Origin of the sequence: Rhodobacter flavimaris (genome assembly GCF_021378075.1) — a bacterium.
Classification (GTDB): domain Bacteria; phylum Pseudomonadota; class Alphaproteobacteria; order Rhodobacterales; family Rhodobacteraceae; genus Rhodobacter; species Rhodobacter flavimaris.
In genome coordinates, this window is sequence record NZ_JAJUOS010000011.1 from 76,815 (window position 1) to 97,420 (window position 20,606).

Annotated in this window: 18 protein-coding genes; 4 read left to right on the forward strand and 14 right to left on the reverse strand. The window is 65.2% G+C overall.

All coding sequences use genetic code 11. From position 1 onward, the window contains the following. Position 1: 1 nt before the first annotated feature. The 6 genes from LZA78_RS14085 to LZA78_RS14110 all read right to left on the reverse strand — a co-directional run bounded on the left by LZA78_RS14085 (position 2) and on the right by LZA78_RS14110 (position 6,945). On the reverse strand, positions 2-1,486 hold the full coding sequence (locus tag LZA78_RS14085) for a UDP-N-acetylmuramoyl-L-alanyl-D-glutamate--2,6-diaminopimelate ligase (protein ID WP_233677556.1): 1,485 nt from the start codon (positions 1,484-1,486) through the stop codon (positions 2-4). Between the two features lie 102 nt (positions 1,487-1,588). After that, on the reverse strand, positions 1,589-3,373 hold the full coding sequence (locus LZA78_RS14090) for a peptidoglycan D,D-transpeptidase FtsI family protein (RefSeq protein WP_233677557.1): 1,785 nt from the start codon (positions 3,371-3,373) through the stop codon (positions 1,589-1,591). Next, positions 3,370-3,726 (reverse strand): cell division protein FtsL, encoded by a 357-nt coding sequence (gene ftsL / locus LZA78_RS14095; RefSeq protein ID WP_218630720.1) that lies wholly within the window; start codon positions 3,724-3,726, stop codon positions 3,370-3,372. The genes LZA78_RS14090 and ftsL overlap by 4 nt, the downstream gene beginning before the upstream one ends. Next, on the reverse strand, positions 3,723-4,742 hold the full coding sequence (gene rsmH, locus LZA78_RS14100; protein ID WP_233677558.1) for a 16S rRNA (cytosine(1402)-N(4))-methyltransferase RsmH: 1,020 nt from the start codon (positions 4,740-4,742) through the stop codon (positions 3,723-3,725). Before rsmH ends, ftsL begins: the two co-directional genes overlap by 4 nt. Next, entirely contained in the window at positions 4,742-5,245 is a 504-nt protein-coding gene (mraZ, locus tag LZA78_RS14105; protein WP_255697495.1) for a division/cell wall cluster transcriptional repressor MraZ, read from the reverse strand. Before mraZ ends, rsmH begins: the two co-directional genes overlap by 1 nt. A gap of 635 nt (positions 5,246-5,880) precedes the next feature. Further along, on the reverse strand, positions 5,881-6,945 hold the full coding sequence (locus tag LZA78_RS14110; RefSeq protein WP_233677560.1) for an Mrp/NBP35 family ATP-binding protein: 1,065 nt from the start codon (positions 6,943-6,945) through the stop codon (positions 5,881-5,883). 260 nt (positions 6,946-7,205) lie between these two features. Here LZA78_RS14110 and LZA78_RS14115 point away from each other — a divergent pair, with 260 nt between their 5' ends. Both LZA78_RS14115 and rlmJ read left to right on the forward strand, forming a co-directional pair. Continuing rightward, the gene (locus LZA78_RS14115; protein WP_233677561.1) at positions 7,206-7,409 is read left to right on the forward strand and encodes a DUF1127 domain-containing protein; all 204 of its coding nucleotides are present in this window, start codon (positions 7,206-7,208) and stop codon (positions 7,407-7,409) included. Between the two features lie 517 nt (positions 7,410-7,926). After that, complete coding sequence (rlmJ, locus tag LZA78_RS14120; RefSeq protein WP_233677562.1) at positions 7,927-8,724, forward strand: 23S rRNA (adenine(2030)-N(6))-methyltransferase RlmJ; 798 nt, start codon at positions 7,927-7,929, stop codon at positions 8,722-8,724. Between the two features lie 6 nt (positions 8,725-8,730). On the opposite strand, the gene LZA78_RS14125 is transcribed toward rlmJ, so the two are convergent. The 7 genes from LZA78_RS14125 to LZA78_RS14155 form a co-directional block, all read right to left on the reverse strand. Next, positions 8,731-11,445, reverse strand: coding sequence for an ATP-dependent helicase (locus LZA78_RS14125; protein WP_233677563.1), 2,715 nt, complete (start codon positions 11,443-11,445; stop codon positions 8,731-8,733). A gap of 124 nt (positions 11,446-11,569) precedes the next feature. Then, on the reverse strand, positions 11,570-12,664 hold the full coding sequence (gene folE2, locus LZA78_RS14130; RefSeq protein WP_233677564.1) for a GTP cyclohydrolase FolE2: 1,095 nt from the start codon (positions 12,662-12,664) through the stop codon (positions 11,570-11,572). A 105-nt stretch (positions 12,665-12,769) separates the two neighbouring features. After that, positions 12,770-13,948, reverse strand: coding sequence for an aminotransferase class I/II-fold pyridoxal phosphate-dependent enzyme (locus LZA78_RS14135; RefSeq protein ID WP_233677565.1), 1,179 nt, complete (start codon positions 13,946-13,948; stop codon positions 12,770-12,772). A 121-nt stretch (positions 13,949-14,069) separates the two neighbouring features. Next, positions 14,070-14,687 carry an inner membrane-spanning protein YciB gene (locus tag LZA78_RS14140; RefSeq protein WP_233677566.1) on the reverse strand — a complete coding sequence of 206 codons (618 nt, stop codon included), beginning with the start codon at positions 14,685-14,687 and terminating at the stop codon, positions 14,070-14,072. 2 nt (positions 14,688-14,689) lie between these two features. After that, positions 14,690-15,589 carry an EamA family transporter gene (locus tag LZA78_RS14145; protein WP_233677567.1) on the reverse strand — a complete coding sequence of 300 codons (900 nt, stop codon included), beginning with the start codon at positions 15,587-15,589 and terminating at the stop codon, positions 14,690-14,692. 30 nt (positions 15,590-15,619) lie between these two features. Next, on the reverse strand, positions 15,620-16,681 hold the full coding sequence (gene ftsY, locus LZA78_RS14150; protein WP_233677568.1) for a signal recognition particle-docking protein FtsY: 1,062 nt from the start codon (positions 16,679-16,681) through the stop codon (positions 15,620-15,622). A gap of 65 nt (positions 16,682-16,746) precedes the next feature. Further along, positions 16,747-17,364 (reverse strand): lysoplasmalogenase, encoded by a 618-nt coding sequence (locus LZA78_RS14155; protein ID WP_233677569.1) that lies wholly within the window; start codon positions 17,362-17,364, stop codon positions 16,747-16,749. 94 nt (positions 17,365-17,458) lie between these two features. On the opposite strand from LZA78_RS14155, the gene LZA78_RS14160 reads away from it, so the two are divergent. After that, on the forward strand, positions 17,459-18,610 hold the full coding sequence (locus LZA78_RS14160; protein ID WP_233677570.1) for an alkane 1-monooxygenase: 1,152 nt from the start codon (positions 17,459-17,461) through the stop codon (positions 18,608-18,610). Positions 18,611-18,668: 58 nt separating this feature from the next. Further along, entirely contained in the window at positions 18,669-19,079 is a 411-nt protein-coding gene (locus LZA78_RS14165) for a hypothetical protein (protein ID WP_233677571.1), read from the forward strand. Here the strand turns inward: LZA78_RS14165 and xseA are convergent, their stop codons facing one another. Continuing rightward, positions 19,080-20,603: an exodeoxyribonuclease VII large subunit gene (gene xseA / locus LZA78_RS14170; protein WP_233677572.1), complete on the reverse strand. Its 1,524-nt coding sequence runs from the start codon at positions 20,601-20,603 to the stop codon at positions 19,080-19,082. Positions 20,604-20,606: the final 3 nt, after the last annotated feature.

The window sequence follows — 20,606 nt, forward strand, 5'->3', positions numbered from 1 at the left end:
CTCAGATCTTCCCATCCAGCGCGGCCACGGCCACGCTTGCCTGCTCGGCATCGTCAAAGGGGTAGATATCGGTGCCGATGATCTGCCCGGTTTCATGGCCCTTGCCGCAAATCAGCAGCGCATCGCCCGGCCCAAGCATATCCACCCCGCGCAGGATCGCCTCGGCGCGGTCGCCAACCTCTTGCGCCTCGTCGCCGGCGCCTTCCATCACCGCGGCGCGGATCAGGGCGGGGTCTTCGGTGCGCGGGTTGTCGTCGGTTACCAGAACCTTATCGGCGTTCAGCGCCGCCGCGCGCCCCATCAGCGGGCGCTTGGTGCGGTCCCGGTCGCCGCCCGCGCCGACGATGGCCACCAGATGGCCCATAACATGGGGGCGCAGCGCCTTGATCGCGGTCTCGACCGCGTCCGGCGTGTGGGCGTAATCGACGAAGACCGCCGCGCCATTGTCGCGCGTGGCGGCAAGTTGCATCCGCCCCCGCACCGTCTGTAACTTGGGCAGGGTTCCGAAGACCGCGCTGGCCTCGGCCCCGCAGCCGATGGCGAGCGCGGCGGCGGTCAGGACGTTCATCGCCTGGAAACCGCCGATCAGCGGCAGGCGCGCCAGATGCACCGTCCCCTCCCATGAGAAGCGCAGATCCTGCCCGGTCGCATCGTAACGCTGCCCGAGCAGGCGCATCTCGCAGCGTTCGTCATGGCCGATGCGGATCACGCGCTGGCCGCGCACGCGGGCATACTTCACCAGCTCCTCGCCCTTGGGATCGTCAGTGTTGATCACCGCCACTCCATCCTCGGGCAGGACGCGGGTGAACAGCCCCGCCTTGGCGGCAAAATACTCATCAAACGTAGCGTGGTAATCGAGGTGATCTTGCGTGAAATTCGTGAAGGCCGCCGCCGAGAGGCGCACCCCGTCCAGCCGCTTTTGCACCAACCCGTGCGAGCTGGCCTCCATCGCCGCATGGGTCATGCCAGCGGCCTCCATCTGCGAAAGCAGCCGGTGCAGGGTGATGGGCTCGGGCGTTGTATGGGCGCTTGGCGCGGTGAAGGCGCCCTCGACGCCGGTCGTGCCGATATTGGCGGCCTCGAAGTCCAACAGCGTCCATATCTGGCGCGTGAAGGTCGCGACGCTGGTCTTGCCATTGGTGCCCGTGACTGCAACGACCGTCGCCGGTTGCGCCCCGAAGAAAAGCGCCGAAGCGAAGGCCAGCGCCTGACGCGGATCCTCGACCACCACCAGCGCGACGTCGTGGCCACTGGTGGCCTCGCGCGCGATCTCGGCGCCTTCGCGGTCGGTCAGGATGGCAATGGCGCCGCGCTCGAGCGCGGCAGGCACGAAGCTTGCCCCATGCACCTTGGTGCCCGGTAGTGCTGCGAAAAGATGCCCGGCCTTGGTCAGGCGGCTATCGACCGACAGCCCCGTCACGGCGACATCCGCCCCATGCAGCACGGTCAGCCCCAATTCGCTCAGCGGCTTCGCCCCGTTACCCATATCATGTGCCCCCGTTATCGCTCCCGCCATTTATCGTGGAGCGGCCCCGCGCGTCAACGCAGCCCGACCGCGGCGGCGGGAAACGGCCGCCGGGGCGCGCGCTCAGTCTTTCTTCACAAGCTGGATGCCGGCAAGCTCGGTCGGGCCTTCCTGCGGGCGCAGACCCAGCAGGGGCGCAACGCGGCGGATGACCTCGGCGGCAACCGGAACGGCGGTCCAGCCCGCGGTGCGGCGCGGCTCGGAGCCTGCATTTTCCGAGGGCTCATCAAGCGTCAGCACCAGCACATATTTTGGATCGGTGACGGGGAAGACCGAGGCGAAGGTGGCAATCACCTTGTCCTTGTAATAGCCGCCCGTGGGCTTGGCCTTGTCAGCGGTGCCGGTCTTGCCCGCGACCTGATAGCCCTTCACATCGCCGAATGAGGCCGTCCCGCGCGTCACCACCGCCCGCATCATCGCCAGCGATTTCTGCGCTACATCGGCGCTCATCACCCGCTCGCCCGGCCCTTTCGCCGCGCCTCGGATCAGCGTCGGGGTCACGCGCAGACCGCCATTGGCAATCGTCGCATAGGCCGAGGCCAGATGCAGCGGCGAGGCCGAAAGCCCGTGGCCGTAGCCGATGGTCATTGCCGTGATCTCGGGCCATTTTTGCGGCACGATGGGGCGGCCCGTCGGCGCCTCGACCAGTTCGACCGCGGTAGGCTCAAGGAAGCCCATGCGTTCAAGGAATTCGCGCTGACGCTCGCCGCCGATCATCTGCACGATCCGCGCCGTGCCGACGTTCGAGGATTTCACGATCACGTCGGTCACCGAGTTCTCGGGCCCGTAATTGTGGAAATCGCGGATGCGGTGGCGGCCATAGACCAGCGGGGTCTTGGTCGGAACCTTGGTTTCGGGGTTCACGAGGCCCAGTTCCATCGCCTGCGCCACCGCAAAGATCTTGAAGGTCGAGCCAAGCTCATAGACGCCCTGCACCGCGCGGTTGAACAGCGGGCTATCCGAGGCATCGCCCTTGGTCAGGGGGGCCGGACGATCATTCGGGTCGAAGTCCGGCAGGCTGGCCATCGCCAGCACTTCACCGGTCTTGACCTCCATCAGGATCGCCGTCGCGCCCTTGGCGTTCATCAGCTTCATGCCGCCGTCAAGGATCTCCTCGATCGCCGACTGAAGCGTGAGGTCGATGGTCAATTGCAGCGGCGCACCGTTGTTCTCTGGGTTGCGCAGCCAGACGTCGAAGGCCTTCTCGACCCCGGCGACACCGACGATCTCGGCGGAACTCACGCCCTCGGCGCCGAAACGCGCGCCGCCCAGAATATGCGAGGCAATCGCGCCATTGGGATAAAGACGCATCTCGCGCGGGCCGAACAGAAGCCCCGGATCGCCGATATCATGCACCGCCTGCATCTGCTCGGGCGAGATTTTCTTCTTGATCCAGACGAACTTGCGCGCACCGGTGAAGTCGCGCACCAGCCGCTCGCGATCCAGATCGGGGAAAATCTCGACCAGTTTGTCGGCGGACCGCTCGGGATCGACCAGCATCGGCGGCTGCGCGTAAAGCGCGTGGGTCACAAGGTTGGTGGCCAGCAGGCGCCCGGCGCGGTCGGTGATATCGGCACGCTGCGCCAGAATCGGCGCGCCGCTCTCGGACAACTGAGGCTCTTGCGGCTCGGTATTGGCCAGAACGCCCATGCGCACGCCAACCGTCATGAAGGCGCACAGGAACATCACGCCCATCATCAGCAGGCGGCCCTCGGCGCGCATCCGCGCCTTGTCGCGCGTGGCCTCGCCGCGCAGGCGGATGTTCTCGCGCTCGATCGCGTCGGGGTTCTCGCCCTTCGCACGGGCGTCGAGGATGCGGGCCAGAGGACGCAGGGGCGTGCGGATCATTCGGCTGCCTCCAGGGCCTGGGTGCTTGCGATGACGTCAATCGGCTCGGAGACCGGCTCTTCGGGCGGCAGCGGATAGGCGACCTGCGCGACCGAGCCGAATTGCTCGGGCGAAAGAGGCAACAGTTGCAGACGCTCGAAGTTCAGATCGACAAGCTCGCGCAGCCGGTCGGGGCGGTTCAGATAGGCCCATTCGGCGCGCAGCACGCTTAGCCCTTCGTGCAGCGAGGCGATCTCGCGGTTCAGCGCGCGCAGCTCGCCTTGCAGATCCTGAGTTTCGTAATTCACCCGGTAGGCCCAGAAGGCCAGGCCCATCACGCTCAGCGCGGTGGCAAGGTAAATAAAGTTCCTCATCTGGATCTTCCTTTGGAACCTTGGGGGCGAAGGACGGGGGCGGGCAGCCCGAGCGAGGCACGATCTGCCTGCCCGGCCGGAGCATCGGTGCGGCGCGCGACCCGCAACTTGGCCGAGCGGGCGCGCGGGTTGTCGGCCAGCTCCTCATCGTCGGGACCGACCGACTTGCGGGTCACCAGCTCGAAGGCGGGGCTCTCGGCGGCCTGGATCGGCGCATAGCGCGACCCCTGCGCTGCCCGGCCCGAGCGCGCCAGGAAGAAACGTTTGACCACACGGTCTTCGAGCGAATGGAAGGTCACCACCGCCAGCAACCCGCCGGGCTTGAGCGCGCGTTCAGCAGCCTCCAGCCCCTCGATCAGCTGGCCGAATTCATCATTCACCGCGATGCGGATCGCCTGGAACGAGCGCGTCGCGGGATGGCTCTGGCCCGGCTTGGGGCGCGGCAGACAGCGTTCGATCACCGCGACCAGCTCGCGCGTGGTCTCGAACGGCTTCACCTTGCGCGCCTCGCCAATCGCCCGCGCGATCCGGCGCGAGGCGCGTTCTTCGCCGTAGTGATAGAGAATATCGGCCAGTTCTTCTTCCGAGGCGGTATTCACCAGATCCGCTGCCGTCGCACCCTCGGCCGACATGCGCATATCGAGCGGGCCATCCTGCATGAAGGAAAAGCCGCGCTCGGCCTGATCAAGCTGCATCGAGGACACGCCCAGATCGAGCACGACGCCGTCAAGCCCCTGCCCTTCCGAGATTTCCTCGGCGTATTCGTCAAGCGCCGAAAAGGTCCCTTCCACAAGGATCAGCCGCTCGCCGTATTGCCCGCGCCAGCTTTCTGCCATGTCGAAAACCGAAGGATCGCGGTCCACGCCGATGACCCGTTCGGCCCCGGCCTCCAGCAGGCCGCGCGTATAGCCGCCCGCGCCGAAGGTGCCGTCAAGCCATAGCCCAGAGACAGGCGCGACCGCTTTGAGGAGCGGCCGCAGAAGAACTGGAATATGGGGTCGGTCGGCGTCGGACATCAGGCGCCCCCGATCTTTGGCAGGTTGACCAGCGGGTCATATCTTTCGGGCCGATCCGAGGCACGCTCGGAGGCCAGTGCATTCTGCTCGGCCTCGTAGGCCTCGGGATCCCAGATCTTGAACGAGGTCCCCGCCGAGGCAAAGAACGCCTCTGCCTTCAGGCCGATCTTCTCGCGCAGCTTTTGCGGCAGCACGAGGCGGCCGTCGCCGTCGATATCGGTCTGGTGGGACTGGGCGTACATCAACTCTTCGATCTCGGCGCGCTCGACCGAGCCGCGCTGCATCGCGTCGATCTGCTCGTCGATCTCATAGATCGCTTCCATGGTAAAGACTTCGAGGAACTTTCGCTCGGCCCCGCCGTAAACAATGACGATCTGCGGGCGTGCGCCGGGCTGCCAGTCGGGGTCACCCGCCTCGATCACGCGGCGGAAGGAGGCCGGGATGGAAACGCGACCCTTCGCGTCCACCTTGAAAGTCTCCGAACCTCTGAACCGCCGTGCCAAAGCTGGCGCTCTCCTGTCCCGTTCCCCCTTGGTGCCGCATAGGAAAACGGCGGATCGGGCTGCTGCCACTGCCCGATCCGCCGCCCTCGTCCCATCTCTGGGTATGTCCGACTGCGCGCGCCACCTGGGGGGATGTCTGCTCGCTCGCGCGCCGGATCCTTAGTTCGTGAAGCGGGTGCCTGTATGAAACCCGGTCTTTTCGCCGTGAGGTCTTGTTGCCTCTTAACCTCGCCTCCGATGTACAAGGGATGCCATGGGAAATCATGGGAAGCAACAGGAATTTTCCCCACCCGACGGAATATCTGCCATTACGGATAACAGAAGATCAACAGGTAGTGGTCAATACCGGCAGACGATTCGCATCATGTAGGATTCAGACGCAGCAGTTTGCGCTATATATAGATCCGACGCCGAAAACGCCGCGAGCCCCACGAAATCCCAGAAAGATCTCCGGAATGCCGATAGGTCCAGCAAAACAAGGACCGAAATCGGCTCCCCTCCGCGATCACGGTGGAGTGATTCGGCGTGATCGCGGACTAATAGCGGTCAGATTCCATGAATTCCCATACCGCATGACGACCGAAATGGAAAAGGGCGCCGAAAAGGCGCCCTTCGTTATCCGTATGGCAATTGACTCAGACCGCGCCTGCCTCGATCAGCTTGCGCGCGATCCCGGCGTAAGCCTCCGACGCCGCGCCCTCGCCCGTCGCGACGGGCTGGCCGGCATCCCCGGCAAGGCGCACTTCGAGATCAAGCGGCAGCTCGCCCAAGTAGGGCAGCCCCAGACGCTCGGCCTCGGCAGGGACACCGCCATGGCCGAACAGATGCGCCTCATGGCCGCAATTGGGGCAGACATAGGTCGACATGTTCTCGATCAGGCCGATGACCGGCGTGCCGAGGCGGCGGAACATATCCAGCGCCTTCTTGGCATCCAGCAGCGCCACGTCCTGCGGGGTCGAGACAACGATCGCCCCGTCAAGCCGCGTCTTCTGGCACAGCGTCAGCTGGATATCGCCCGTGCCCGGCGGCAGGTCGATGATCAGCACATCAAGCGGGCCGTAGTGATCCCAGGCCACCTGCCCCAGCATCTGCTGCAACGCGCCCATCAGCATCGGGCCGCGCCAGATCACGGCCTCGTCCTCTTTCAGCATCAGTCCGATCGACATGACCACGACCCCGTGGGCCTGAAGCGGCAGGATCGTCTTGCCATCGGGCGAGGCCGGACGCTTGTTCACCCCCATCATCCGCGGTTGGCTTGGCCCGTAAATATCGGCGTCCAGAAGGCCCACGCGCTTGCCCGCGCGCGCAAGCGCGACCGCGAGGTTCGACGAGACGGTCGATTTGCCAACCCCGCCCTTGCCCGAGCCGACGGCGATGACATGGCGCACCCCCTCGACGGCCTGCGGTCCGGCCTGCGGCGTCGGATGCTGACCGATCTTGGGGCCCGCGCCCATCCCCTTTGCGGGACCGGAGGGAACCACGACCGTGACACTCTCGACCCCCTCAAGCGATCGCACGGCGGCCTCGATCACGGGCTTTGCGGCGGCAAGCTCGGCCTCGGACGCGCCCTCGAGAACGAAGCGGACGATTCCCCCCTGCACCGCAAGCGCACGCACCAGATCGCGCGACACCGGGTCGCCACCAGAGGGCATTGCCACACCTCGAAGCGCTTTGAGGACCGATTCCTTGCTCAGGGACATAATTTTCTCCTGTCGATTTCGCGGGGACTGTGGCGTTTTTGCCGCGCGCCGCAAGGGGGTGCGGTAATTAATGCAAACAAAATGCGCAATTTGACGCAGGGTGAAGCGAAGATTTGTCGGAAAATAGAGCAATAAGGGTCATGCATTTTCTGCATGGCAGCATTGATCCCGCCAGCCATTGTGCACCTGCAGCATTAGCGCCATCTTGATCCCAACAGCGGCACAGGACCGCAGAACGATATCTAGAAGGTTAGCAGAAGATGGCACTGGCACAGGACATTCGGATCATGGAAACGGGCGTGGCTCGCCTGTTCTCTGGGCTCTCCGAGGCTCTTGCACGCCGCAAGGTTTATCGCCAGACCCTGCGCGAACTCAAAGGCCTTTCGAGCCGCGAGCTGGACGATCTGGGCATTCATCGCTCCATGATCACCCGCATCGCGATGGAAGCGGCCTACGGCAAGTAACACGTTTCCAGAGGCCCCTCCTCCTCCCTGGGCCTCGGAACTTGGCGGCACCCACTCCTCCCTCGGGTGCCGCCTGAAATACCGGCCACAGACCAGACGGTCATGCCGGACGCCGATGCGAAGGCCCGTCCTCCTCCCTGGGCCTTTGTAGAGAAGACGGCGGCCCCCTCCTCCTCCCTGGGGCCGCCGTACTTTCTCAGCGGCACGAAATACGCCCTGCGGGGCAGAGACACGAAAGGCCCTTCCTCCTCCCTGGGCCGATCGTTTGGGCGGCGCCCCTCCTCCTCCCTGGGGCGCCGCCACAAGAATACCGGGTCCTTCCTCCTCCTTGGACCCGGGTGCGGCGCCGCCCTCTTCCTCCTCCCTGAGGGTGCGCCTGAATACCGACGGCCCGTCCTCCTCCCTGGGCTGTTCGGAAAGTAGACGGCGGGCCCCTCCTCCTCCCTGGGCCCGCCGTTTTTCTTTTGCGGCTTGCCTGTCGCGAGCCCGCGGGGCATCAGGGGGCAAAGGGGGTGCCATGCTTTCCTATCAACACAGCTACCACGCCGGGAATCTGGCCGACGTCCACAAGCACGCACTGATGGCGGCAATGCTTGATTACATGAAGCGCAAGGACAAACCGCTAAGCTACCTTGAGACGCATTCCGGCCGCGGGCTTTACGCGCTCGACGCGGCCGAGGCCGTCAAGACCGGCGAGGCCGCGCAGGGCATCGAGCGGATCGCGCGTCTGAACTGGTTCGCCCCCGATCACCCCTATGCCCGCGCCCTCGCGGCGGTCCGCGCCGCGCATGGTGCGCGCGCCTATCCCGGGTCGCCCCTGCTGGCCGCCACCCTGCTGCGCCCGATCGACTCGATCCAGCTGTGCGAGCTGCACCCGCAGGAATTCGCGGCCCTGCGCAGCGCGATGGAGCCCCATGGCGGCGTCTTTCACCAGAAGGACGGGCTGCAAATGGCGCTAGCACTGGCCCCGCCCACCCCGCGCCGCGGTGTCATGCTGATCGACCCCTCCTGGGAGGTAAAATCCGACTACGAGGCGATCCCCAGGCTGATCGGCCAGGTCGCGCGCAAATGGAACGTGGGTGTCATCGCGCTCTGGTATCCGATCCTGGCCCCGAGCGTCGCGGCAAGCGAGGCACAGCGCGCCATGGTGCGCAACCTGCGCGCCAGCCACCCCGAGGCGCTGATCTCCGAGGTTCGCTTTCCGCCCGCGCGCGAAGGCCACGGCATGATCGGTTCGGGTATGTTCGTGCTGAACCCGCCCTGGGGGCTGGCAGATGAAGCACAACGGCTCGGCCGTCTCTTCGCGAAACTCTGAACGCGCTCAGAACGGCACGTCGCCCGCCTCGTCTGCGGGCACCACGAACGAGGCCAGCAGCTTCTTGGTGTCGGCCTTGTCGAAGGCCACGACGATCTTGTCGCCCTCGGAGCCGAGCACCTCGCCATAGCCGAACTTCTTGTGAAAAACGCGCTCGCCAATCTCGAAGGCGACCGTCTCGGCGTCGATGATCATCGCCCCACGCCGCTGCGGTTGCGAGCTGACGCCCCGCGACTGCATCCGCTGCCAGCCCGGCGAGGCATAGACATCGGCCCGGCTCGCCCGTTCCTCGATGCCGCCGCGGCCATAGGCGCTGGCCGCGCCAAACCCGCCCCCGGCCATGCCCGAGGGAAGCACCTCCACATGCGCCGCCGGAAGCTCGTCAATGAAGCGCGACGGCAACTGGCTTTGCCACTGGCCATAGACGCGGCGATTCCCGGCAAACGAGATTGTGCACAACTCCTCGGCCCGGGTGATGCCGACATAGGCCAGCCGCCGCTCCTCCTCGAGCCCCTTCCGCGGCGCTTCATCCATCGAGCGCTGGCTGGGGAACAGCCCATCCTCCCAACCCGGCAGGAAGACGACCGGAAACTCCAACCCCTTCGCCGCGTGCAGCGTCATGATGGTAACCTTCTGGTCCCCCTCGTCGCGGTCATTATCCATGATCAGCGCGACATGCTCGAGGAACCCTTGGAGATTTTCGAACTGCTCCAGGGCCTTGAAGAGTTCCTTGAGGTTTTCGAGCCTCCCCGGCGCCTCGGGGGTCTTGTCGTTGAGCCACATCTGGACATAGCCGCTGTCTTCGAGGATCTGCTCGACCAGCCGGATGTGCGAGTGATCATTCGCGGGCGGAACCGCGTCCGCCTCCAGCTCGATCAGCGCGTCGTCGTCCTCTGCGGGGCTCGTGGCCGTAGCGGGTGAAGCCCCGCGCACCGCCTCATGCCAGCGCGCGATATTCTCGACAAAGAGCCGCAACTGCCCGGCGGCCTTGCCACTCATCTCGCCCGATTGCAGCACCAGCCGCGCCCCGTCGAACAGGCTCAGCCCGTTTTCGCGCGCGGCCCGCTGGATCGTGTTCTGCGCTTTGTCGCCAAGGCCGCGCTTGGGCGTGTTCACCACGCGCTCAAACGCCAGATCGTCATCGGGGCTGACCGCCAGCCGGAAATAGGCCATCGCATCGCGAATCTCGAGCCGCTCGTAAAAGCGCGGCCCGCCGACAACCCGATACGGCAAACCGATCGTCAGAAAGCGATCCTCGAAGGCGCGCATCTGGTGCGAGGCACGCACGAGGATGGCCATTTCATTGAAGTTGAACCGATCCAGCGGACTGTCCCAGACCGATTTATACTTGCTCAGGTAGCTGGCGTTCGCTTCTTTTTGCAGTAGCCAAGTAATGAGGTTTCTGACCTTCTCGTCATTATAGGCACGGCCACTGACGAAAGCCCACCTAGCCAAATCTCGCCGCGTCGTCCATCGGATCCCATGCTCAGCAAAGCGCCGCAGTTCGGCGTCCAATCTAATCGAGCGAAGGTTTAGCCGTTCCCGCGCCTCCCGAGCCCGTCCACTCTTAAGATCTTCAATCTTTTCGCCAATCCGGCGCGCCTCTTCCTCGCCATCCCAATGGCTGGCAAGCTGCACTCTCTCGCCCTCTTTCGCATCGGTCTTAAGCGTCTTGCCAAGACGCTCCTGATTTCTCGCGATCAGCTGCGTGGCCACCGCCAAGATATGCGGCGTTGAGCGATAATTCTGTTCCAGCCGGATCACCGCCGCGCCGGGGAAATCCTTTTCGAACCGCAGGATATTGCCCACCTCGGCACCACGCCAGCCGTAGATCGACTGGTCGTCATCGCCCACGCAACAGATGTTGCGATGCCCCTGCGCCAAGAGCCGCAACCACAGATACTGCGCAACGTTCGTGTCCTGATACTCATCCACCAGGATATACTTAAACCGACGCTGATACTGCTCGAGCACGTCCTTATGCGTCTGGAAGATCGAGACCATGTGCAGCAGCAGATCGCCGAAATCGACGGCGTTGAGCGTGCGCAGCCGCTCCTGATAGGCCGCATAAAGCTCGGACCCGCGATTGTTGAACGCCGCGGTTTCAGCGCCCTTCACCCGGTCGGGCGTCAGCGCGCGGTTCTTCCAACCGTCGATGATCCCGGCCAATTGCCGCGCCGGCCAGCGCTTCTCATCCATATTCGCGGCGACGATCAACTGCTTGAGCAGCCGGATCTGATCGTCCGTATCGAGAATGGTAAAGTTCGGCTTCAGCCCCACCAACTCGGCATGACGCCGCAAGAGCTTGACGCAAACCGAGTGGAAGGTGCCAAGCCACGGCAACTCAATGACTAAGCGATCCGATCGCTCAGCGTGCACTTCACCTTTCTTATCAGAATACGGCGGATTGCGAAGCCGATCCGACATTTCGCGCGCCGCCTTGTTGGTGAACGTCACCGCGAGAATCTCGTTCGGACGCGCACGACCGGTTCGAACAAGATGCGTAGCCCGCGCCATCAGCGTCGAGGTCTTCCCCGTGCCCGCCCCCGCCAGGATCAACACCGGGCCATCCAGAGTCACCGCAGCCTCACGCTGAGCGGGGTTCAACCCGTTCAGATATCCCTGCTCGGCATCAGGCACGCTCCCCCGCATCGCGCCCATGGCGCGCTGCGACAGGCTCAACGCCCCCTCGAATGCATCATCTTCGTCAAAACCGCTCATGGCGCCAATCTAGCTGCCTCTGCGCGGAAGGCCAAGAGAAGTTCACGCAATGTTCGCATCTTCTTCTTGGCAAAAATACCTCGGGGGTGAGGGCCGCAGGCCCGAGGGGGCAGCGCCCCCTCCCTCAGCCGCCATGCAAGAGCGAGGCAAACAACCGCGGATCAAGACTGTCGGACGCGAAGGTCTCGCCCTCGGTCAGCAGCGCCACGGCATCGTGGCTATGCAGGCTTTCCTGATGGCTAGCCACCACGCGGAAATCGCCCACGCGCGGATCGGCCAGAAGACCGGCCGCAAAGGCGCGCACCGCATCCTCGACAAAGATGGGATTGGCGGCGTTCAGCTCGGCAAAGGCCTGCTCGTCCTCGCGCTTTACCATGACCTGGGTCTCGGTCGGCACGGCGGCGCGGGCGATGTCGATCAGATCTTCGAACCACAGCCGCTGCCCCGGCTCGGCCACCACCGAGATCCGCGCGACCGAGCGCTGCGAATGCGGCGTCGCCAATTGCCCACGCACGCGGCGGGCGTGCTCGGACAATTCCAGCGAACAGGGGCAGGTCGAGGAATAGACGTAGTCGAGATGGATAATCCGCTTGCGCGTCCCGGCGCGGTCGATCTGTTCAAGCGCGAAGTCGTAATACTGCCAGCCCGACAGGCCCGAGCGCAGGCTTTCCACCCGCGTCGGGTAGGAAAACCGCATCTGCAACCTCGCGTCGAAGCTTTCCAGGTGATCCTTGTAGTCATCGACCGCCTGCGACATCACCCCGCTCGAGAACGCGGTTTCCGAATGGGCATAGAACGAGCGCATGATGCGGCTCATGTTGATGCCCTTCTTCTCGGCCTCAAGGCTAACGGTGCCGGTGACCGAGGTCTCCAGCGTGATCTCGCCCCCCTCGCGCAGCCGGTAGCGGATCGGCAGGCGGAAGTTCGAAATGCCAACGTGCTCGATCCGCGTCTTGGCGCCTACGATCAGCGAGGCGGGGCCATTTTGCAGATCCGGCAGGCCTGCCTTGTAGCTGGCATCCACCTTGAAGTCAGGATCATAGGTCCGGTTCAGATCCGGGTAATTGCCCACTGCGCGCTCGGGCAGCAGCCGGGCAATCGCCGGATCGAGCAAAGCGATCTCGGTCTCGCTCGCCTGCGCAGCCCAGGCGCGCAGAACCTCCAAAGCGGCCTTGGCCTCATCCGTATCCGGCATCGCAATGCGGTCCTGAATATTCATTGGGTCCCCTTGCGGACTTGTCCCGGACGACCCCCGGGCACTGATGCATATGGGGGTAATACGGGAAAAGTCCAAAACAAGTTGCGCGCGGACGACACAAAAAGATCAGGCTGCGTCCAATGCCTGCAACACATCGGCCACCAGATCCGAGCCATCCTCGATTCCCATCGAGATCCGCACCATGCCCGGCGTGATATTGATCAGCGCGCGCTCTTCCTCGGACAGGTTCTTGTGCGTGGTCGTGGCCGGATGGGTCGCGATCGACTTGGCATCGCCGAGGTTGTTCGAGATCGAGATGATCTTGAGCGCATTGAGGAAGCGGAACGCCGCCGCCTTGCCGCCCTTGAGATCAACGCAGACCATCGTCCCGCCCGAGCCCATCTGCTCCATCGCAAGCGCGTGCTGCGGGTGATCGACCAGCCCCGGATAGATCGCGCGGGCAAGTTTTTCATGCCCCGCGGCCGCCGAGGCCACCATCGCCGCATTCGCCGCCTGCGCGCGCACGCGCAGATCGAGCGTCTGCATCCCCGACAGCATAATCCAGGCGTGGAACGGGCTCATCGCACCGCCGGTATGCTTGACATAGGTTTCCAGTGGTCCGCGGATATATTCCTTCGTGCCGCAGACCACGCCGCCAAGCGCGCGCCCGCCGCCGTCGATATGCTTGGTCGTCGAATAGGCGACGATGTCCGCGCCCAGTTCGACCGCATTAGAGAAGATCGGCGAAGAGAAGACATTGTCCACCACCACGACCGCGCCATTGGCATGGGCAATCTCGGACACGCCCTTGATGTCGATGACCTCAAGACCGGGGTTCGAGACGCTCTCGAAGAAGCAGACCTTGGTCGCTGGGGTCATCGCGGCGCGCCACTCGTCAAGCTTGGTGCCATCGACCAGCGTCACACCGACGCCAAAGCCTTGCAGCACCTTGAGCACATGCAGGCACGAGCCGAACATCTGCCGCGCGGCTACGATATGATCGCCCGTCTTGACCAGGCAGGTCAGCGCGCCGTTGATCGCGGCCATGCCGCTGGCGCAGGCGAAGGCATCCTCGGTGCCCTCGATCGCGGCGATGCGGTCTTCGAACATGCGGGTGGTCGGGTTACCGTAGCGCGCATAGATGAATTCGTCGTCGCCCGACGACAGAAAGCGCGCCTCGGCCGCCTCGGCCGACGGATAGACGAACCCCTGCGTCAGAAACAGCGCCTCGGCCATCTCGCCATACTGGCTACGACGGATGCCTTCATGGACGAGTTTCGTGCGGGTTTTCCAATCCTTCGACATGGAGCGGCCTTTCGTTTCAGGGTTCCCTGCCCTAACGCCGCGCCGCGCCTGCGTCAACCTGCCACGCCATGCGCCAGACGGGTTTCGGCCTTGTATTCAAGGGGCTGAATGCGGGAGCGCCTCAGGCGTCGTCGCCACCCGCACCTGGCTTTTCATAGCCATAGCGGGCGAATAGACGGCTTTGCCCCATGAAGAAGGCGAACATGATGATCGTCAGCCCGAAGGTCTTGAAGTTGACCCAGGTCTGATCCGACATCGTGCGCCAGATTGCCTCGTTCGCGATGGCAAGGCCGAAGAAGAGCGCGATCAGACGTTTGGTCAGGATGATCCAGCCCTCGTGCTGCATGGGCAGCGCGTCATCCATCACCAGTTGCAGCCAGGGCTTGCCGCGCATCAGCCCCACGCTCAGCAGCACAGCGAACAAGAGATAAATCAGCGTGGGCTTCATCTTGAAAAACTTGGGATCATTGAGCCAGACCGACAGCCCGCCGAACACCACCACCAGCACGAGCGTCGCGATCTGCATGGGCGCCAGCCGCCCTGTCAGCCGCCACAGCGCCAGCGTCGTCGCCACCAGAAGCGGGACAAACAGCGCGGTCGCCACCACAAAGCCCGAATAGGCCGTCCCCCCGATGGTGACATCGGTATCCTTGAGGCGCGAGAAGGCCACGAAGAACACGACCAGCGGCCCGAACTCGAGCCCCGCCTTCACCCAGGGATTGATCTTGCGTCCTGCCATTCCTACCCCGCCACTTCGACGATTACGGCACCCACCGCGATCAGCGCCATCAGCGCAGTGCGGCGCGGCCCCACCTTTTCCCCCAGCACCAGCCAGCCGATCAGCGCGGCGAACACGGTCGAGGTCTCGCGCAGCACGGCGGCCTGCCCGACATTGTCGAGCCGCGTGGCCATCATGATCGCGCCAAAGGAGAAATAGGCCACGAAAGCCCCGATGACACCCCTTTTCAGAAGCGGCACGAATTCCGAGGACGGCACGTTGCGCCAGCGCCGCAGCGTCAGGAGCGGCATGAACCAGCCGTCGATGAAGAAGAACCACGCAAGAAAGGTGAACGGGTCGGCGGTCGCGCGGATGCCATAGGCGTCGTAGGTGGTGTAAAGCGCCACGAACCCGCCCGTCAGCACCGCAAAGCCAAGCGCAGGGATCATCGTCTCGCGGTTCAGGGTGATGGTGCGCAGGTTGTAGAGCGCAAGGCCGTAGATGCCCGCGACCAGCACGCCAACGCCAACCCACTGGCCCGCGTTGAAATGCTCATCAAACAGGAACCCCGCCCCGATGACCGCGAAGAGCGGGCCGGTGCCGCGCACGACCGGATAGACGACCGTATAGGCGCCCCGGCTGTAGGTCATCGCCTGCGCCAGCTTGTAGCCCGCATGAATCACGAAGACGCCCGCAAAGATCGGCCACATATGCGGCTCGGGCCAGGGCACGACAAACAGGGCAAAGGGCGCGGCGATCAGGCCATAACAGGCGTCGATGGCCGCGCGGCTCAGCCACGGGTCATGCCGCCCTTTTTGCAACGCGCCGAACAACGCATGGAGCAACGCGGCAAGCAGCGCCAGCGCCAATGCCGCCTGATGGCCTGCGGCCGTGCCCTCAAGCGACGTGAGAAATTCGCTCATGGCGCCATGGCCCCTTGTGGCGCATGGCCCTTATTCATTCGCGCCGACCAGTGCGCGGGCAAAGTCCTCGGGGTCGAAGGGCGCCAGATCGTCGATCTGCTCACCCACGCCGATGGCATGGATCGGCAGACCGAACTTGTCCGCCAGCGCGACCAGAACGCCGCCCTTGGCGGTGCCGTCGAGCTTGGTCATCACCAGCCCCGAGACATCGGCGATCTTCGAAAAGATCTCGACCTGACTTAGCGCGTTCTGCCCCGTCGTCGCGTCCAGCACCAGAAGCGTGTTATGCGGCGCGGTCTCGTCCTTCTTGCGGATCACGCGGACGATCTTGGCCAGTTCCTCCATCAGGTCGGCGCGGTTTTGCAGCCGCCCGGCGGTGTCGATCATCAACAGATCCGCACCGTCCTCCTGCGCCTTGGTGAGCGCATCGAAGGCAAGCGAGGCCGGGTCCGAGCCCTCGGGCGCGGTCAGCACTGGCACCCCGGCGCGGTCGCCCCAGACCTTGAGCTGCTCGACCGCCGCAGCGCGAAACGTATCGCCCGCCGCGATCACCACCTGCTTGCCTGCCGCGCGGAACTGCGAGGCGAGCTTGCCGATCGTCGTGGTCTTGCCCGAGCCGTTCACGCCCACTACCAGCACCACCTGCGGGCGCTTGGGGTAAATGGGCAGCGGGCGAGCCACCGGCTCCATGATGCGGGCGATCTCATCGGCCAGAAGCGCCTTGATCTCGGGGACCGACAGCTTCTTGCCCATCCGCCCTTCGGCGATATTCGCGCTGACCCGCAGCGCCGTATCGACGCCCATATCCGAGGCGATCAGCAGCTCTTCGAGGCTTTCGAGCATCTCATCGTCAAGCACCCGGCGCGGGGCGGCGGCATCCTCACCCTTGCCCAGAAGCCGCCCGAAGAAGCCGGGCTTGCGCGCCTCGGCAGGCACCCGTGCAGGCTGCGGCGCCGTAGCGGCCGGAACCGCGGGCGCTGGCGCCTCGGGGGCTGCGGGCTCGGGCGCCTCGGCGACGATGGCCTCAAGCCCTTCTTCGAGCTTCGAGGAGGAGCGCGTCAGGCGCGACTTCAGTTTTTGGAAAAACGACATCAGGCAGCCCTTCGGGTGGTTTCTTCTCACCTAATCAATCCGGGCGCCCGATGGAAGGGCGAAGCTCAGGCGGCGCCCCACAGGATCAGGGCCTGTCCGCACCAATAAAGCACCCAGAGCAGCCGCTGGCAGGCGCGGCGCAGCGGCCCATCCCCTAGCACGAACATCTGAACGGCCAGCACGAGGTCCGAGGCGACGAAAAGCATAGCGCCCGCGCGCAACATTCCGCGCCCCTCAAGCCCGAGGGCCGCAAGGCTCATCGCGAGGATCACCAGCACATAGCCTCGCACTGGCCAGCGCAGCGCGCCGGTCCGGGGGGCAAGCCAGACCTCGGTCGAGGCGCCAAGCAGCATGAGCGCCACGATGGCGGGCCAGCCGGGCATGCCCGCCCCCATGCCGATGAAGGCTACGACATAGCTAGCGTGGCCCGCTGCGAAACCCGCCATGCCCAGCAAAAACGCCCGCTCGCCGTCGCGCGACAGGAACCAGTCGCCGACCGCGCCAAGCGCCAGCCCAAGCGCGATGGTCCATGGCGCGCCAAGCAGCGGTGCGGCCAATGCCAGCGCCGCGACCGATCCGGTCTTGACCACACTCTTGCGCAGGGAGGATGGTGCCGTGGCAAATGCCAAGAACTGCCAAACCGCCAGAAGCGCCGCAATACTGACAAGAAGCTGCTCCATCATGGCGCCACAGCGCCAGAAAATCGCCGGGCGATCAAGGCTGACCCATCGGCAGTTCGCGCAACCGGCAAGGCTCCGACGCAAACGAGTATGAGTAATGACGACCCAGACCGATCCGCCCCGTTCTCCCGGCCCGCTGTCCGCTCTTGCCCGTCTGGGGCGCGCGACGCCGGGCGTGGACCTGTTCGCGCTGGTGACGCTCGCACCCGTGCCACTGCTGCTTCTGGGTGCGTTCCTGGGCGGCGCCTTCGTCTGGGCCGCGCTGATCTACATGACGATCCTTATCTTCGCGCTCGACGAGATCATCGTCCGCGCCTCCCCCGATGCGCCCGAAGGGGCCGAGTTTCCGGCCGCAGACAAGCTCTCGATCGCGCTTGGCTGCGCGCATTTCGTGCTGCTGGCGGTCGCGGTAGCGGCGGTGTCGGGGGCGACCGGCCTTGGTTGGGCCGCGCGGGCGGGCCTTTTCTGGGCCTTCGGGCTGTTCTTCGGGCAGGTGTCGAATTCGAACGCGCATGAACTGATCCACCGCGCCAACTCACGTTTGTTCCAACTGGGCAAGTGGGTCTATATCTCGCTGCTGTTCGGGCATCACGCATCGGCGCACCGGCTGGTGCATCACCGTTTCGTCGCCACGCCCGACGACCCCAACACCGCCGCATTGGGTGAGGGCTTCTGGTCCTTCTTCTCCCGCGCCTGGAGCGGTTCGTTCATCGCCGGCTATGAGATGGAGCGCACCCGCATCGTCACCGCCGCGCAGCAGGACGGGGCGCGACGGATGATCAACCCCTATGTCGGCTACGTGCTTGGCGGGTTGTGGTTTGTCCTGATCGCGGGGCTCGCCTTCGGACTGGCCGGGGTGCTGGCCTTCCTGGCGCTGAGCCTTTACGCGCAGCTTCAGCTGCTGCTGTCGGACTATGTCCAGCATTACGGGCTGGAGCGCGCTCGTCTCGACGAGGCGCACTTTGAACCCGTCGATTTCCGCCACAGCTGGGATGCCCGCCAGCCGGTCTCCGCGCTCTGGATGCTGAACGCGCCGCGCCACTCGGACCACCACGCCCACCCGGCCCGCGCCTATCCCGCGCTGCGTCTTGGCGACACCCGCGACAAGGCGCGCCCCATGCTGCCCTACTCGCTGCCGGTGATGGCGACGCTTGCGCTGATCCCGACGCTGTGGCGACGCACGATGGACCGCAAGGTCCGCACCCTGCGCAAGCATCACGAGGCCGCTCGCGCGCCGCTCACTTCTTAGTGGCTTTCACTATGGGGCCGTTCGTGCCACTCTGCGGCCATTCTGACCGGAGTGTTTCATGGCCCTGCCCCACCTGATGACCGCCCTTGCCATTGCGCTTGTACCGAGCCTGGCCTTCGCGGCAGACGGCAAACCGCTCGACGCGGCGGGGTTCGACGCGCGCACGGTGGGCAAGACGATCACCTATTTCTCGGGCGGCGAACCCTACGGGGTCGAGCAATACCTTCCCGGCCAGCGCGTGATCTGGGCCTTCACCGAGAGCGAATGCAAGGAAGGCCGCTGGTTTCAGGCGGGCGAGTTCATCTGCTTCGACTACCGCGACAACAACGGCCTGCAATGCTGGACCTTCTTTGATCGCCCCGAGGGGCTGATGGCCCGCTTCCAGGGCAGCCCGGAAAGCGAGCCGCTGATTTCGCTGCAAGAAAGCGACAAGCCCCTGTCCTGCCCCGGCCTGAACGTCGGCGTCTGATCAGAACAGGCTGCCCTGCTTGGGCGGCTCGGGTTTCTTGGCGCGCGCGGCTTTGGGTGCGGGCTGCGGGGTCGGCGGGGCATCGGTGCCCGTGACCACCGGCAGACGGCCATCGTGGAACTCAATCTCCAGCGCCGCGTGTGTGGCTGCGGCGGCCTTGCTGGTCACAACATCGTCGCCTGCGCGCACAACCGCATAGCCGCGCCGCAAGGTTTCGCGATAGCCAAGTGTCTGGCGCATCCGGTCAAGCCGCTCCAGCCGCTCCGCCAGCGCTTCGAAGCGGGCGCGCGGGACGCGGTGCAGGCGCTCACCCAGACCTTCCAACTGTGCGCGGCCCATGCGGTTCTGCTTCTCGGCATCGGCTCGGGTGCGCGCCAGCGCCGGGGCCAGTCGCCCCGCCAGCCCGGCCAGCCGCCGCGCCTCTTCCGCCATGTAGCGGCGCAAGACATGCGGGGCGATGCGCGCCTCAAGCGGCGCGAACATCGCGCGCTTACGCGTGGTAACCATCCGCAGGGCGGGGCCAAGGCGGTCGCTCATCAGGTCGAACCGCTGCCGCGCAGGTTGCAGCAGCGTATCCGGGCGTCCAAGCGCGCGCGACAGATCGGACAGCCGCTGGCCACGCTGATCAAGCCGCCCGCGCGTCGCCCGCGCCATACGCGCCTCGGCCTCGGCCAGCCGCGCGGCGAGTTCTGCGCGCACCGGCACCGCCATCTCGGCCGCCGCCGTGGGCGTTGGCGCGCGACGGTCCGAGGCAAAGTCAATCAGCGTCGTATCGGTCTCATGCCCGACGGCCGAGATCAGCGGAATGCGGCTTTCGGCGGCGGCACGCACCACGGCTTCTTCGTTGAACCCCCACAGATCCTCAATCGAGCCACCACCACGCGCAACGATCAAAAGATCAGGGCGCGGGATCGGGCCACCCTCGGGCAGGGCATTGAAGCCCCGGATCGCGGCCGTCACCTCGGGCGCGCAGGCCTGCCCCTGCACCGCCACGGGCCAGATCAGCACCCGGCGCGGAAAACGGTCACGCAGCCGATGCAGAATATCGCGGATTACCGCGCCCGAGGGCGAGGTCACCACACCGATCACCTCGGGCAGATAGGGCAGCGGGCGCTTGCGCGCGGCGTCAAACAGCCCCTCGGCCGCCAGCGCCTTGCGCCGCGCCTCAAGCATGGCCATCAGCGCGCCCGCCCCGGCGGGTTCGACATCATCGACGATCAGCTGGTATTTCGACTGACCCGGAAAGGTCGTCAGCTTGCCGGTGGCGATGACCTCCATCCCCTCTTCGGGGCGCACCTGCATCCGCGCGACTTGCCCCTTCCAGCTGACCGCCGCGATCACCGCACGATCATCCTTGAGGTCAAAATAGAGATGCCCCGAGGACGGGCGCGAGACCCGCCCCACCTCGCCGCGCACGCGCACGCGGCCGAACTCGCCCTCGATCACGCGCTTCACCGCGCCCGAGATTTCCGAGACGGTATAGTCATGGGCGTTCGAGCCGGGGGTTTCGTCCAACAGATCCATTGC